The sequence below is a fragment of the Reyranella sp. genome (assembly GCF_044224635.1).
Taxonomy (GTDB): domain Bacteria; phylum Pseudomonadota; class Alphaproteobacteria; order Reyranellales; family Reyranellaceae; genus Reyranella.
Genome location: NZ_JBGAKA010000074.1, coordinates 19,555 through 34,857, shown reverse-complemented (window position 1 = coordinate 34,857; position 15,303 = coordinate 19,555). Strand labels below are relative to the sequence as shown.

Annotated in this window: 11 protein-coding genes; 5 read left to right on the top strand and 6 right to left on the bottom strand. The window is 67.1% G+C overall.

All coding sequences use genetic code 11. The features are described from left to right. The first annotated feature begins 114 nt into the window (after positions 1-114). Together ACILR9_RS36125 and ACILR9_RS36120 are read left to right on the top strand one after the other, a co-directional pair. Entirely contained in the window at positions 115-591 is a 477-nt protein-coding gene (locus ACILR9_RS36125; RefSeq protein WP_395714845.1) for a (2Fe-2S)-binding protein, read from the top strand. Then, positions 588-2,720, top strand: coding sequence for a molybdopterin cofactor-binding domain-containing protein (locus ACILR9_RS36120; RefSeq protein ID WP_395714844.1), 2,133 nt, complete (start codon positions 588-590; stop codon positions 2,718-2,720). The genes ACILR9_RS36125 and ACILR9_RS36120 overlap by 4 nt, the downstream gene beginning before the upstream one ends. A 145-nt stretch (positions 2,721-2,865) precedes the next feature. Here the strand turns inward: ACILR9_RS36120 and ACILR9_RS36115 are convergent, their stop codons facing one another. The 5 genes from ACILR9_RS36115 to ACILR9_RS36095 all read right to left on the bottom strand — a co-directional run bounded on the left by ACILR9_RS36115 (position 2,866) and on the right by ACILR9_RS36095 (position 7,155). Further along, on the bottom strand, positions 2,866-3,420 hold the full coding sequence (locus ACILR9_RS36115; RefSeq protein WP_395714843.1) for a hypothetical protein: 555 nt from the start codon (positions 3,418-3,420) through the stop codon (positions 2,866-2,868). A gap of 93 nt (positions 3,421-3,513) precedes the next feature. Beyond that, positions 3,514-4,407 (bottom strand): TauD/TfdA dioxygenase family protein, encoded by an 894-nt coding sequence (locus tag ACILR9_RS36110; RefSeq protein ID WP_395714842.1) that lies wholly within the window; start codon positions 4,405-4,407, stop codon positions 3,514-3,516. A gap of 33 nt (positions 4,408-4,440) precedes the next feature. Next, the gene (locus ACILR9_RS36105) at positions 4,441-5,061 is read right to left on the bottom strand and encodes an NIPSNAP family protein (protein ID WP_395714841.1); all 621 of its coding nucleotides are present in this window, start codon (positions 5,059-5,061) and stop codon (positions 4,441-4,443) included. Positions 5,062-5,272: 211 nt separating this feature from the next. After that, positions 5,273-5,896: an NIPSNAP family protein gene (locus tag ACILR9_RS36100; protein ID WP_395714840.1), complete on the bottom strand. Its 624-nt coding sequence runs from the start codon at positions 5,894-5,896 to the stop codon at positions 5,273-5,275. Between the two features lie 68 nt (positions 5,897-5,964). Next, positions 5,965-7,155 (bottom strand): LLM class flavin-dependent oxidoreductase, encoded by a 1,191-nt coding sequence (locus tag ACILR9_RS36095; protein ID WP_395714839.1) that lies wholly within the window; start codon positions 7,153-7,155, stop codon positions 5,965-5,967. Positions 7,156-7,330: 175 nt separating this feature from the next. On the opposite strand from ACILR9_RS36095, the gene ACILR9_RS36090 reads away from it, so the two are divergent. Genes ACILR9_RS36090 through ACILR9_RS36080 form a run of 3 tightly spaced genes read left to right on the top strand, consistent with a single transcriptional unit; the run spans position 7,331 to position 10,323 of the window. After that, the gene (locus ACILR9_RS36090; RefSeq protein WP_395714838.1) at positions 7,331-8,296 is read left to right on the top strand and encodes a hypothetical protein; all 966 of its coding nucleotides are present in this window, start codon (positions 7,331-7,333) and stop codon (positions 8,294-8,296) included. A 10-nt stretch (positions 8,297-8,306) separates the two neighbouring features. Next, complete coding sequence (locus ACILR9_RS36085; protein ID WP_395714837.1) at positions 8,307-9,398, top strand: mandelate racemase/muconate lactonizing enzyme family protein; 1,092 nt, start codon at positions 8,307-8,309, stop codon at positions 9,396-9,398. A gap of 22 nt (positions 9,399-9,420) precedes the next feature. Further along, positions 9,421-10,323: a 2-hydroxyacid dehydrogenase gene (locus ACILR9_RS36080; RefSeq protein ID WP_395714836.1), complete on the top strand. Its 903-nt coding sequence runs from the start codon at positions 9,421-9,423 to the stop codon at positions 10,321-10,323. Positions 10,324-10,364: 41 nt separating this feature from the next. Here the strand turns inward: ACILR9_RS36080 and ACILR9_RS36075 are convergent, their stop codons facing one another. Beyond that, complete coding sequence (locus ACILR9_RS36075) at positions 10,365-15,158, bottom strand: Calx-beta domain-containing protein (protein WP_395714835.1); 4,794 nt, start codon at positions 15,156-15,158, stop codon at positions 10,365-10,367. Between the last annotated feature and the right edge of the window lie 145 nt (positions 15,159-15,303).

The window sequence follows — 15,303 nt, the reverse complement described above, 5'->3', positions numbered from 1 at the left end:
CGTGAAATGGAGCATTTATTTTGTGACAGGCCCTAAGTGGCGTGCCCCCAAGCAAGGGGGTTGTCATCCTTCGCGTCGCGAGGGACCTTTCAGCGATGGATCGGGGAGGCACAGTTGGACATCACCCTCACGGTTAACGGCGCGGCGCGGCGCGTCGAGGCGGCGGAGACGGCGTCGCTGCTCGAGGTGTTGCGCAATCATCTCGGGCTGATGGGTACGCGCTACGGCTGTGGGCTGGAGCAGTGCGGCTGCTGCACGGTGCTGGTCGACGGCGAGCCGGCCTATGCCTGCACGCGCGAGGTCGGCACGGTCGCCGGCCGCGCGGTGATCACCATCGAGGGGCTGGGCTCGGCGACCGACATGCATCCCCTGCAGCAGGCCTTCGTCGACGAGCAGGCCGGCCAGTGCGGCTATTGCCTGTCGGGCATCATCGTGTCGGCCAAGGCGCTGCTCGATCGCAACCCGCAACCGAGCCGCGCCGACATCGTGACCGCGCTCGACCGCCATCTCTGCCGCTGCGGCACCCATCAGCGCATCATCCGCGCCGTACAGCGCGCGGCGGAGACGATGCGCAACGGGAGGCCGGCATGAGCGCGCCCGTCCTGCCCGCGCCCGTCCTGCCGGCGAGCCTGGTCGACAATCCCCGGCTCAATCGCTGGATCCGCTTCCTGCCCGATCGCACCGTGCGCATCGCCACCGGCAAGGTCGAGATGGGGCAGGGCGTCGTCACGGCCATCGGCCAGATCGCCGCCGACGAGCTCGACGTGCCGTTCCAGCGGATCATCGTGCTGTCGGGTGACAGCGACGAAGGACCAGACGAACTCTACACGACGTCGTCGCTGTCGGTCGAGGTGTCGGGCGGCTCGGTGCGCCTGGTCTGCGCCGAGGTGCGCGCCAAGGCACTGGAGCGTGCGGCGCTGCGGCTCAATTGCAGCCGCGACGAGCTGAGCGTCGCCGACGGCGAGATCCTGCAGAACGGCGCGGCGACCGGGCAGGATTACTGGACGGTGGCGCCCGAGATTGATCTCAGCCAGGCCGTCACCGGCACGGTGCCGGTCAAGCCGGTGTCGGCCTATCGCGTGGTCGGGCAGAGCGTGCCGCGCGTCGACCTGCCGGCCAAGGTGAGCGGCGCCGCCTTTGCGCATGACGTGCTGCCCAAAGGCGTGCTGCACGGCCGGACCCTGCGGCAGCCCAGCCGCGGCGCGACCCTCGACTCGCTCGACGAGGCTGCGATCCGGCGCGCCGCCAAGGGCGAGTTGCAGATCGTGCGCGAGGCCAGCTTCGTGGCGTTCGTCAGCCCGGTCGAGAGCGTCGCCGAGGCGGCTGCCGCCGCGGCGCCAAACCACGCAATCTGGAAGAACGCGCGGCGCCTCGATCCGGTGCAGCAGGAAGCGGCATGGCTCGAGGGACAGGCGAGCGACGATCGGCGCCTCGGCGCGCCGCCGGCGACGACGCCGGCCCGGCGGCTCGTGACCGCGACCTTCTCGCGCCCCTACATTGCCCACGCCTCGCTGGCGCCGTCGTGCGCCATCGCCGAGTTCAGCAACGGGCGACTGAGGGTGTGGTCGCACGGCCAGGGCATGCATCCGCTGCGGCGCAATTTGGCCGAGGCGCTCGGCCTGCCGGTGGAGTCGATCAGCACCCACCATCTGCACGGTGCTGGCTGCTACGGCCACAACGGCGCCGACGATGCGGCGCTCGATGCCGCGCTGGTCGCCCGGCAGCTGCCGGGTAAGCCGATCCGCTTGCAATGGCGGCGCGAGGAGGAGTTCGGTTTCGAGCCGGTTGGCCCGGCCATGCTGGTCCGCCTGCATGTCGATCTCGACGAGCAGGGACGGCCGGCCGACTGGACCAGCGAGGTATGGAGCGCCACGCACGTGCAGCGACCAGGCAACGGCACCGGCTACCTGCTGGCGAGCGAGGCCATGGCCAATCCGCCGCCGGACGTGACGCCGTTCGATCCGCCGGAAGCGCGCGGCGGCGGCGGCACGCGCAACACCGTGCCGATCTACGACGTGCCGGCGCACCGCGTGCTGCACCACCTGGTGCTGCGGCCGCCGGTGCGCACCTCGGCGCTGCGCGGCCTCGGCGCGCTGCCCAACGTCTTCGCCATCGAATCGATGATCGACGATCTGGCTCATCGTGCCGGCCAGGATCCGCTGGCCTATCGACTGTCGATCCTGTCCGAGAAGCGGGCGCGCCGGACCACCGAGCTGGTGGCGGAACGCGCCAACTGGCGCGCGCGCGGTCCGGCGGGGACCGGCACGGGACTGGGTCTCGCCGTGGCCCGCTACAAGAACCGCGCCGCCTACGCCGCGGTGGTCGCGGCGGTCACGGTGCAGGAGACGGTCCGGGTCGATCGCATCTGGTGCGTCGCCGACGCCGGCCTGGTGGTCAACCCGGATGGCGCGTGCAACCAGCTGGAGGGCGGCATTGTGCAGGCCGTGAGCTGGACCCTGAAGGAGCAGGTCAAGCTCGACGAGCACGGCATCGCGTCGCGCGACTGGGAGAGCTATCCCATCCTGCGCTTCAGCGAGGTCCCGGAGATGGAGGTCGAGTTCGTCGACCCGGCGGGCAACCCGCCGCTCGGCGTCGGCGAATGCACGGTCGGCCCGACCGCGGCGGCGATCGGCAACGCCGTGGCGCACGCGCTCGGCGTTCGCATCCACGACATGCCGCTCAGCCGCGACCGCATCATGGCGGCCCTGCTGAAGGGGTAATCAAGCCCCTCCCCAGCGTCTTCGCTGGGGAGGTGTCGCGTCATACGCGACGGAGGGGTCATGAGTCAGAGTCGCGATGCTCATGACCCCTCCGTCCGCGAAGACGCGGACACCTCCCCAGCTTCGCTGGGGAGGAGAACATGAACTACGCCGGCGAGAGCAGGCGGCAGTCGGCGCGGTCGACGAACAGCGTCGTCGCCGGGCCGTAGATCGTGAGGCCGACGCGCTGGCCGCCGGCAACCGTCGGAAGGTTGGCGGTCGCGGTCAGGACCACGTTGCCGGCATTGGTGAACCGGCATTCGACCACCGGATTGATCGGCGCGGCGCTGTTGTTGTTGAGATAGAGCACGACCTGCCAGTGCTGCGCCGGGATGGCCGACAGCGTGGCGCCATCGATAATGGCGATCGGCACAGTCGGGCCTGCCGTAATCGGCACTGTTCCGAGCACGGTCACGGCCGGCGTCTGCACGACGTTGCCGGGCGACGTGATGACCTGCCCCTGCGGGTTGAAGGCGCGATCCTGCGGCGTGTTAGGCCCGCTCCTGCCGCCGACATTCTCCGGCGTCCAGATCTGGCCTGTCTTGGGATCGCGGAATTCCTGCGGTCCGAGCTGCTGGGCGACCACCGCCGATGCGGCGACGACACCCAGGAGGCCTGCTGCCAGGCCGCCGAGCCATGTGTTTACGGAACGAATCGTCATGCCACTTCCTCCGGTCGCCGTGGTCCAACTCTCTGAAGAGGTGGGCCAGAGTAGCGCAAATCGAGGCTTTTGGGAGTTGCCGCGACGCAACTCTCAGTGCACGGCGGCCGAAGCCTGCTCGGCGGTCGGTCCGTCGCCGGCCAGGGTGGTCCGGCGCATGTCACGCGGCTCGTTGGCCGGGAACGGCCGGGCGCGATGCATGGTCTGGCGATTGTCCCACATCACGAGATCGCCCAGCCGCCATTTGTGGGTGTAGACGAACTCGCGCTGCGTGGCGTGCTCGATCAGGTCGCGCAGGAAGCCGCGCGCCTCCGGCACCGGCCAGCCGACGATGCCGCCGGCATGCGACGACAGGTAGAGCGACTTGCGGCCCGTCACCGGATGGACGCGCACCATGCATTGCCGCACCGGGGCGAAGCGCTCGCGCTCCTCGTCGGTAAGGTCGAAAAAGCCGATCAGCTGGCGCGAGTAGATCTGCGAATGCTCGCACACCATGCCTTCGACCAGATCCTTGGTCTCCTCGTCGAGCGCGTCGTAGGCGGCGCGCATGTCGGCGAACTGGGTGTCGCCGCCCTTCGACGGCAGGCTGACGGCGTGCAGCAGGGAGTACTTCGCCGGCGTCACCTTGAACGAGCTGTCGGAATGCCACAGGCGGTTGCCGATGGCGAACAGCCGCCGGCGATCGTCGCGCGCGTAGGGCGTATTGTCCTTGTCGAGGTTGGAGACGTCGGCGAAAGTCGTCGGCAGGCGATACTCGCTGGGTGCGCGCAGGCTCGAGCCGATGGCGTGCTCGATGTCGCCCAGGCCCTGGGTGAAGGCTAGCTGCTGGGCATCGTCGATATCCTGGTTGCGGAATACCAGCACGGCGTACCTGTCCATGCCGGCATGAATGGCCACCGCTTCATCCGAAGTGAGCGGACGGCGTATGTCGACGCCGTCGACCTCACCTGCGAAGCACAGCCCGATCTGGCGAATCGCGACCGTCATTGTCACGTCTCCTCGATTGCTTGTTCCGCAATACTACCGCAAGGGCGACCACGACGCAGGCACCGCGAAGGTGCTGGACTGACTGCGCAGCGTCACGCTCTCATGGCGGGGCGGCGGCCAGACGCCCGGCTTCATGGCCTGTGCACGCCGCGTCTCGCGGTCGGCCATGTTCTTGTAGGCCCAGACATGGACCCACTGGTTGAGAGGGCCGATCTCGGTATGGCCAGCGAAGATCAGCGGCGAGATCGTCGAGCGCGCGCCGATCAGCGGCGTCCACGCCTCGATCACCTTGGGGATGGCGCCAGCGCTGTAGGTATAGGTGCGGAACTCGTAGAGATTGCCGTGCTCGCCTGGCTCGAAGTGCGGCGAGAACGGCGCGGCGTGAAGGATCTTGGACTCCATCTCGAGGATGACGTCCTGGATCTTGACCGGCCAGATGCCGGTCCGGATCGCCTCGGCGCGAATGCGCTCGCGCTCGGCGAGGTCCTTGTATGGCCAGACGTGGATGATCTGGTTGAGCGTGCCCACCTCGGTGCGCCAGAAGCCTCCGAACCGGGAGAGCCTGGCGCGCGCCGGCAGGCCCGCGCCGAACAGCTCCTCGACCCGGGGAATGCTGCCGGGCTTCATGAGGTAGGTGCGCATCTCGAAGATCATGGTGTGTCTCGCAGCGGGAAGGCAGGCAGGATTAGAGGCTGCAACAAAACAAGTGCTTCAGATTCCGACATTGACGCGTGGTGCGCGCGACGAAAACTCTGTCATCCCGAGCGCGGCGAGGGACCTTTCCTGTTGCCTCAAAGGTCCCTCGCTGCGCTCGGGATGACAACCTTGCCGCATGCACTCATCTCGTGAAATTCACTACAGGTTCTTAGCGAAGCGGCGACCACTTCGCCGGGACGGCAAAGGTGCTGGTCTGCTTGTGCAGGACCACGCTCTCGTGGCGCGGCGGCGGCCACAGGCCGGGCTTCATCGCCTGGGCGCGCCGCGTCTCGCGATCGGCCATGCTCCTGTAGGCCCAGATGTGGACCCACTGGTTGAGCGGGCCGATCTCGGTGTAGCCGGCGAAAACCAGCGGCGAGATGGCAGTACGCGCCTCGATGCGGGGTGCCCACGCCTCGATGACCTTGGGGATGGCGCCGGCACTGTAGGTGTAAGTGCGGAACTCGTAGAGGCCGCCATGCTCGGCCGGCTCGAAATGCTTCGAGAAAGGCGCGGCGTAGAGGATCTTGGTTTCCATCTCGAGGAAGTTGTCGGCGACGTTGGGCGGCGGCCAAACGCCGGTCTTGACCGCTTCGGCGCGGATGCTCTCGCGCTGGGCGATATTCTCGTAGGGCCAGATGTGGATGATCTGGTTGAGCGTGCCGACCTCGGTGCGCCAGAAGCCGGCAATGCGTGAGAGCTTGGCGCGCGCCGGATAGGAAGCGCCGAACGCTTCCTCGACCGCCGGCCCGGTTCCGGGTTTCAGCAGGTAGGTTCTCATCTCGAAGATCATTGGTTTCTCCCCTCGCTGGATACGTTGCTGATCATCACTCCTCCCCAGCTTCGCTGGGCAGGAGAAATTCAATCCGCCGCGGCGCGGGTCGTGGCGGCGCCGGACCGGAATGCCGGCATCACTTCCTTGGCGAAGCGGTCGAGCTGCTCCAGGGTCACCGCGAGCGGCGTGCCGAGCGGCATGCTGCAGCTGACGCGCTCGAGGCCCGGGTAGCGTTTCTCGACGGCCTTGAGCTGCTCGATGATGTCGGCCGGCGTGCCAGCGAGAAAGCCGCCCGCCTTCACCGCGTCCTCGATGGTCGGCAGCTTGACGGTGCCGACCAGGCGCGGGTCACGCATCGCCGCGATCTGCTCGTCGGTCAGAGCGCGCACCAGGCGCAGCTCGCCGAACATCTTCATGTTCTCTTCGTAGTATTTCCCTGCGGCGCGCATGGCGGCTTCGCGGCTTTCGGCGATGTGGAACTGGTAGCCGAGGGACAGCCGCTCGCCCGGTTCGAGCGCGATGCCGCGGCGGGCATAGGCGGCCCGGAACTCGGTCATGTGGCGATCGACCGCGCCACCCTCGGCCGAGCCACCGCCGATCACCCCGCTGATGCCGTGCTTGGCCATGAAGTCGAAGGCGCGTTGCGAGCCACTCTGGATGGGCTGCCAGCACTCGACCGGCACGCGCATCGGGCGCGGCACCAGGGCGATCTCCTTCAGCGTGTAGCCGCGGTACGGCACCTCGGGCGGAATCGTGTAGTACTTGCCCTTGTGCGAGAAGCGCTCCTCGTTGAACGCCTTGAAGACGATGTCGACGCCCTCCTCGAACAGCTCGCGGTTGGCGTTCTGGTCGATCAGCGGCGCGCCGAAGCTCTCGACCTCGCGCGTGTGGTAGCCGCGGGCGACGCCGAAGATGACGCGGCCGCCGCTCAGGATGTCGGCCATGGCATAGTCTTCCGCCAGTCGCAGCGGGTGCCACATCGGCACGACGTTGAATCCGCAACCGATCTTGAGGTGCCTCGTCTGGTTCACCAGGTGCATCGCCATCATCAGCAGGTTGGGGATGCATTCCGTGCCTTCCGGCTGGAAATGGTGCTCCGCCATCCAAAAGGTATTATAGCCCAACTCGTCCATCTTCTTGGCGTAGGACACTGCCTTGTGCAGAGTTTCTGCGAGCTCGGCATTCGAGTAGTTGCGATCGTTGATCGGCTTGCCGAGATATCCGGCGTCTTCGATGTCGACCGAGCCGACATACGAACTGTCGAATTTGGTGATCATGCCTGTTTCCTCCTATGAAAATGGGGCGGTAACCCGCCTCATTTTCTCAGCATTGTGGTGCACGCCGGTATGCCGGGGTTGTCTTGGGCGCAGTTCCGCATGTTTCCGGGGGGCTGCCAATCGAAATCAGGCTGGCCTAAAGTCATGGCTGGCAGCGAACCTGAGGAGGTCAGCGATGGACAAGAGGTCAGCGATGGACAAGCAGTATGATCGCAGCGCCGAGGATCTCGGCAATGTCGTCGGTCTCGAGCACGTCAACCTGCAGATTGCCGACCAGATCACCGGCACGCTCTTCTACATCAGCGGCCTCGGGCTCACCCGCGATCCCTACCTGATGACCAGCGTCGACAACATGTGGGTCAATGTCGGGCAGAGCCAGTTCCACCTGATCACCGGCACGCCGCAGCGCCTGCGCGGCCGCGTCGGCCTGGTGCTGCCCGACCGCGAGGCGCTGCTTGCCCGGTTGGAACGCATGAAGAAGCCGCTCGAAGGCACGAAGTTCGCCTTCGTCGAGCACGACGACCACGTCGCGACGACCTGTCCGTGGGGCAACACGCTCCTGTGCTACGAGCCGGCGCCGCGCTTCGGCCGGATGGCGCTCGGCATGCCCTTCGTCGAGTTCGACGTGCCGGTCGGCTCGGCCGATGGCATCGCCAAGTTCTACCGCTCTGCCTTCGATACCATGACGCGCATCGACAAGGCGAAGGGCGGTCGTGCGGCGCATGTCTCGGTCGGCTCGGGCCAGGAGCTGGTGTTCCGCGAGACCGACGCAGAGCCGATCCCCTACGACGGCCATCACATCCAGGTCTACGTCGCCAACTTCTCGCGGCCGCACAAGAAGCTGCTGGAGCGCAGCCTGATCACCGAGGAAAGCAATGAGCACCAGTACCGCTTCGAGATGATCTCCGACCTCGACAGCGGCAAGCCGCTGTTCCAGATCGAGCACGAGGTGCGCAGCATGCGCCATCCGCTCTATGCCCGGCCGCTGGTCAACCGCAACCCGGCGCAGACAAACCGGACCTACGTCTCCGGCCGCGACGCCTGGGTGGCCGACGCGATGGTGGCCGAGATGGACGATCCGCGCACCGAGGCGCGCCAGCGCCGCTTCGAGCGCGTCACCCGGCGCACTGCGGCCGAGTAGGATCCTCGCGATGAAGATCACCGGCTACGAGGCTACGGCGCTCAACGTTCCGGAAGACGATCCGCTGGCCAACATGCCGGAGGAAGCCGGCCGCAAGCGTCCCATCGTCATTGTGCGCCTGCGCACCGACCAGGGCATCGAGGGCATCGGTGTCACGCTCTATGGCGGCCGACTCAACGGCGCGCTGCGGAGCGCCGTCGAGGCGCTGGCTGCGCTGACGGTCGGCGAGGACCCGATGCGTGTCGAAGCCGTCGTCGCCCGCCTGCGCACCCTGGGCGACGCCGGCGGGCCGGGCGGTCTGTTCACCCTCGCGCTGTCGGCGATCGACACGGCGCTGTGGGACATCAAGGGCAAGGCGCTGGAGCAGCCGTTGTGGAAGCTGCTGGGCGGCCATCGCGATCGCGTTGCGACCTACGCCTCGGGCTCGCTGCGCCGCGGCCTCAGCGACGACCAGGCGCAGCGCGCAGCGCAGATCCTGCTGCAGAAGGGTTTTCGCGAGATGAAGACCCAGATGGCCCTGCCCGGCAATCCGACGCCGGCCGACGAGGTGCGCCGCGTGCGCGTGGTGCGCGAGGCGATCGGCCCCGACATCAAGCTGATGTGCGACATCAACCAGCGCTGGCGGCCCGAGCAGGCGATCGATATCGGCAACCGGGTCGAGGATGTCGGCCTGTTCTGGCTCGAGGACGTCACCACGTTCGACGACTACCAGGGCCTGGCGCGCGTCACCGCCGCGCTCAAGACGCCGATCGCCGGCGGCGAGTATGTCTGGGGCATCGCGCCGTTCCGGCAGATGATCGAGGCGCGCTCGGTCGACATCGTCATGGTCGACCTGGCGCGCGTCGGCGGCGTCACCCAGTGGATGAAGGTCGCCGGCATGGCCGAGGCCTTCAACCTGCCGATCGTGAGCCACGTCATGCCCGAGATCCTGGTTCACATGGTGGCCGCTTGCCCCAACGGGCTGACCGTCGAGTACATGCCGTGGATGCTGGCGCTCTACGAGGAGACGCCGGCGATCGAGCATGGCCAGATGGTTCTGCCCGACAAGCCCGGGCTTGGCCTGAAGTTCGACGAAAAAGCGATCGCCGCCTTCAAGGCGTAATCACGAAGGAAACCATCTGTCGATGCCGAAAACCCTGTTCATCGATTCCACGCCCGACATCGATCTGGTGTGGCGCCAGGTCCATGGCGCCAACGACATTCCCATCACCGTCAACATGGGGCCGGCCAAGGCCGAGGACATTCCGTCACTGATCGCGGGCTACGACACCGTGATCAACGATGCGAGCTACTTCAACGAGGCGACGCTGGGCCAGTGCAAGGGGCTGAAGCACATCGTCTTTCTCGGCACTGGTGCGGCGAGCTTCGTCGATATGGCGGCAGCGGCCAAGCTCGGCATCAAGGTCTCGACCATCGGCGGCTACGGCGACACCACGGTCGCCGAGCACGCGATGGGCCTGGTGTTCGCCGCCGCCCGGCACATCGCCACCATGCACGGCATGGTGCGCACCGGCGGCTGGCGGCCGATGCAGGGCATGGAGCTGCGCGGCAAGACCCTGGGCATCGTCGGGCTGGGCGGCATCGGCAAGGAGATGGCACGAATCGCCAAGGGCATCGGCCTGGTGCCGGTCGCCTACAACCGCTCGCCGGTCGCCGATCCGCCTGTGCCGATCGTCGCGATCGACCAGCTCCTGGGCTTGTCCGACATCGTTAGCCTGCATCTCGGGTTGAACGACGGCACGCGCGGTTTCCTCGACCGTGCGAAACTGGCCAAGACCAAGCCGGGCGTCATCGTCGTCAACACCGCGCGGGCGGGTGTCGTCGACGAGCCGGCCCTGCTCGAGGCGCTGAAATCGGGCCATGTTGGCCACTATGCGACCGACGTCTTCAACCAGGAGCCGGTGAGCCCGGACGAGCCCTTGCTGAAGCTCGACAACGTCACCCTGACGGCGCACGCTGGTTACAATACCCCGGAAGCCGCCAAGACGATGTACCGCCGCGCCATCGACCTCGCCGCGGCGGGGTAATTCCTTTCCTCCCCAGTGATGACGCTGGGGAGGAGGACGAATTACGCCAGCACGTCGAACGCCTTGAGGATACCGGCGAACTCGAACGGCTGCTGGGCGAGGCCGCTGTATTCGGGCGAGGCCCAGGGCGAGCCGGCGCCGTTGCCGTTGTCGCGCGCCACCGACCACATCGACAGCAGCGCGATAGCGGGATCGGTCTTGGCGTAGTCCAGCAGGGCCTGCGCATCGGCCTGAGTGAACACCTCGGAAGCGACGTCGTTGACGCCGATCATCGGCGTCACGCCGATCTTGGCGGTGATGCCGAGGTTGGCGAGCTGCAGCTCGGTGGCCTTGGTCGCGTTGATGGCGTTCAGGCCCATCTGACCGCCATTGTCGACGGCCGCGCCGTAGTCCATCGCCATGATGTTGACGATGTCGATCCGCACACCGTCGGCCTTGGCATGCTGGAGCACACTGAGGCCGTTGGCGTCGAGGCCGTTCGGCAGCACTGGCAAGGTGAACCGCACCTCGAGGTTCGGGTTTGCCGCCTCGAGGCCGACAATGGCCTGGTCGCGCAGCGCGATCGAATGGAGGTCGGCCACGGCGGCCCCTTCGATGTCGAAGTCGATCGAGGTGATGCCGTAGCGGTCGATCACCGACTGGTATTCGGCCTGCAGGGTGGCGGCGTCGGCTGCGACGAGGGCTGCTTCCTGGCCGGCGGCGCCGCCGAACGAGATGGTGATGGTGCCGCCCGCCGACTGGATGGCATGCACTTGTTGCAGGATGGTCGAGCCGTTGGAAAGCCCGTCGTCGGTGATCGCCCCCACCCCTTGCCAGCCGATGCCCTGGGGCGAGGCGAGGACGAACGCCAGCGTGAAGTTCTTGATGCCGGAGGCCTGCGAGATGGCGGAGAGGTCGGCGTCGACCGCCATCGCCATGTCGATGTAGGGCGAGAACAGGGTGGCATAGTCGACGGTTGCCGGCGGGTTGCTCGATCCGCTCGACGCCGGCGTGGTGTCGACGGCGTGGACGTGCACGGTCGCCGCATCGAGCGCCCCCGAGGCGACGAAACCGAAGCTGGTTTCGCCGTCGTGGGCGAGCGTGCCGTTCCACGTCGTATTGCCGATCACGTAGCCGGTGGCATCGTGCGAGAGGATCTTGGCATTCCAGATGTCGGCGATCTGGTTCGGCATGTCGATCGCGATCTGCCAGCTCGTCGCGGCCGATCCGTCGTTGTGGACCTTCACGGTGGCGTTGAAGCCGCTGCTCCACGAGTCGGTGACCGCGAAGGTGCCACTGAAATCGCCCGACGGGTCGGTTGGGGGCATCGTCGGCGTCGTCGGCGTGGTTGATGTGGTCGGCGCTGCCGGAGGCGTCGCGCCGTCGTCGTCGACGATCGTCCCTGTGGCGGTGGCGCGCGCGATCGTGGCGCCGGCCGCGTTGGTCAGCACGACGCTGAAGGCCTCGTTGCCTTCGACCAGCAGGTCCGGGGTGATGGCGATGGCGATGACCTTGCTGGTTTCGCCGGGCGCGAAGGTGACCGAGCCGGTGGCGCCGGTGAAGTCGGTCGCGCCTGCCGTGCCGGCGACGGTGTGATAGTCGACGGTGATCGCGCTGGTCGCCGCCTGCGACAGCGTCACGACGAAGGTGGCGGTGGTGGCGCCGCCGCCCGATACGTCGCTGCCGAAATCGAACTGGATCGGTGTCAGGTAAGCGAGCTTGGCCTGGATCGGCGTGTTCCAATCGTCGGCGAGAATGCCGCCGGTGTCGCCCGAGTTCGGGTTCCACGACCAGTAGGTCCAGCTCACGCCCTGCTTGCCGGCGGGAATGTCCTTGGTGCCGTTGTTGTCGAGGTCACCCGAGAGATAGGAGGTGATGGCCTCGAGCCACGGCGCGTCCTTGGGATCGACCAGCTTGGTGCCGAACTCGCCGATCCACACCGGGGCGATGTTCTGCTTGTAGATGTAGCCCCACATCTGGTCGAACTTGGCCGGCAGGTTGCCGGGAAAGTCGTTGCCCTGGAACCACGGTTGCGGCCACACCGAGTTGGGATAGTCGTGCGCGGAGTAGACCAGCTTGTTGGCGACATCGAGCTGGATCGGCCGATCCTTCACCCCCATCAGGTTGCCGCCCCACCAGTAGGGCGTGCCCTGGTAGGTGCCGATGCCTTCGACGAAGATCAGCCAGTTGGCGTTGACGTCGTGGATGGCGTTGCCGGCCTGCTCGGCCGCCAGCGCCCAATCGTTGGCGCCGCCGCCGCCCCAGGTGCCGTTGTAGGGCTCGTTGTGCAGGTCAGCGCCGATGACCTGCGGCTTGGCCGCGTAGCGCGCCGCCAGCATCTGCCAGTCGGCCATCCACTGCGCCTGGCTGTGGTTGTTGTCGTACCACAGGCCGTTGGCCGAGGTGCCGGCGCCGAGATCGCTGCGATGATGATCGAGGATGATCTTGAGGCCGATCTGCCCGGCGTAGTCGACGATCTTGTCCATGATCTGCAGCGCCGTGAGCCCCTGCAGGTCGGGATTCTTGGAGAAGTCGATGCCGTTGGGCGTGCCGGTCGAATGGAGCGCATCGCCGGCGAAGGGCAGGCGGATGGTGTTGAAGCCCAAGCTCACCATCTGGTCCATCATCGACTTGTAGCCGCGCGTCCACAGGCCGTGCGGCGCCATGGTCGACGATTCGAAGCCGAACCAGTTGACGCCGGCGATCTGCACCGAATGGCCGGCCGAGTCGACGATCTGGTTGCCCGAGGTGCTGAGCCAGCCGCCGGCCGCGCTGCCGCCGCCCGGATTGCCTTCGACCACCGACGTATCGGCGAGCGACAGCGACGGCGTGACCGGCGGCGCCGTGTCGTCGTTGACGATGGTGCCGGCGCCGGTGCCGTCGGCGATCGTCGCTCCGGAGGCGCTGGAGAGCGCGATGCTGAAGGTCTCGTTGGCCTCGATCGCGGCATCGCCGATGGCGGTGACCTTGATGGTCTTCTGGGTCTCGCCCGCGGCGAAGGTGAGCGTGCCCGACTGGGCGATGTAGTCGCTGCCCGCGACCGCAGTGCCATCTGTCGTTGCGTACTTCACCGTCACCGTCGAGCTCGAGGCCGCCGACAGGGTCACCGTGAAGGTGCCGCTGCCCGGCGACGCGGCGCTGCCTTCGGCGAAGCTCGCATCGCCGAGGGCGAGCGTCGGCAAGGGGGCCGCATCGTCGTTGGTGATGGTGCCGGCGCCGGTGCCGTCGGCGATCGTGGCGCCGGCTGCGCTCGACAGCAGGACGCTCAGCGTCTCGTTGGCCTCGACCGTCGAATCGCCGATCGCGGTAATCTTGATGGTCTTCTGGGTCTCGCCTGGCGCGAAGGTGAGGGTGCCGGATTGCGCGCTGTAGTCGCTGCCGGCGACGGCGGTGCCGTCCGCCGTGGCGTACTTGACCGTCACCGTCGAGGCCGAGGCAACCGATAGAGTGACGGTGAACGTGCCGTTGCCCGGCGTTGCCGCACTACCTTCGGCAAAGCTCGTGTCGCCGATGGCGAGGGTCGGCAAGGGTGCGGTGTCGTCGTTGGTGATGGTGCCGGTCGCGGTGGCCTTGCCGACGGTGGTCCCGCTCGGCGCCGACAGGGTGAGCGTCAGGGTCTCGTTGCTTTCGACGGTCGTGTCGCCTGCTACCTGGACGCGGATGGTCTTGGACGTCTCGCCGGCAGCGAAGGTGACGGTGCCGCTTGCCGCGGTGTAGTCGGAGCCGGCACTGGCGGTGCCGTTGCTGGTCGCATAGGCGACGCTGACGGTTCCGCTCGCTGCTTTCGACAGCGTCACGGTGAAGACGAGATCGCGCATGCCGCTGTCGCCTTCCGCGACCGAGGCGTCGGCAATCGAGAGGCTCGGCAGCGCCGGGTCGGTGCCGACGGCGACGCCGTTGACGGTGAAATCGGTGGCCGCCGTGCCGGCGCTGCCGGCCGTCGCCTGGAAGCCGAACGAGGTCGACTGGCCGGCCCCGACCTGGCCGTTCCACGACGCATTCTTCACCACGTAGTGATCGCCGACATGGCTCACGATCACCGCATTCCAGATGTTGGTGATGTTGGCCGTGCTGTTGAACTCGATCGTCCAGCCATTGAAGGCCGTGCTGCCCGCCGTCACCGTGATGGCGGCGTTGAAGCCCGATCCCCAGTTGCTGGTGACGGTGTAGGCGAGCCCGACGCCGCCGGTCGGAGGCGGCGCCTGGACATCGTCGTTGGTGATCGTGCCGACGGCCGAGCCGTCGGCGATCGTGGCGCCGGCCGCGCCCGACAGGCCGACGGTGAAGCTTTCGGTGCTTTCGACGGCGGTGTCGCCGGCGACGGTGATCTGGATCGTCTTCGAGGTCTCGCCGACGGCGAAGGTGAGGGTGCCGGTGCGCGCCGTGTAGTCCGAGCCGGCGAGCGCCGTGCCGTCGGCAGTCGCGTAATTCACCGTCACCGGGCCGCTGGCGGCCTGCGAGAGCTTGACCGTGAAGGTGATCTGCGTCGTGCCGGAATTTCCCTCGGTGACAGAGGCATCGTCGATCGACAGCGTCGGCAGCACCGGCGGCGGGGGCGTGGTCGTCGCGCCGTTGATCGCGAGGTTGGTTGCCGTCGTCCCGGTCGAGGTCGAGGCCTGGAAGCCGAACGAGACCTGGCCGTTGGCCGGAACGCTCGCGTTGTAGGAGAGGTTGCGCAGGACGTAGTGGTTGCCGACGTGACTGACGATCTCGGCGCCCCAGATGTTGGTGATCAGGAATCCCGCATCGAACTCGATAGTCCACCCCTGCAGCGCCTGGCCGGCGCCGGCGACGGTCATGTTGCCGATGAAGCCGGATCCCCAATTGTCTCCCACCACATAGTTGATCGTCGCCATCGCTACCTCTCCGGTTTGGATGCCGCGCTACGCGACGCGGCGTCTTGCGCGATATGTCATGGCCGATAGGCATTGGCAGCCGGCCCGGGACTTTCACTCGGTGAATATGGCAGGATTGTCGACGAATGAAGTGAAATGCGGCGGC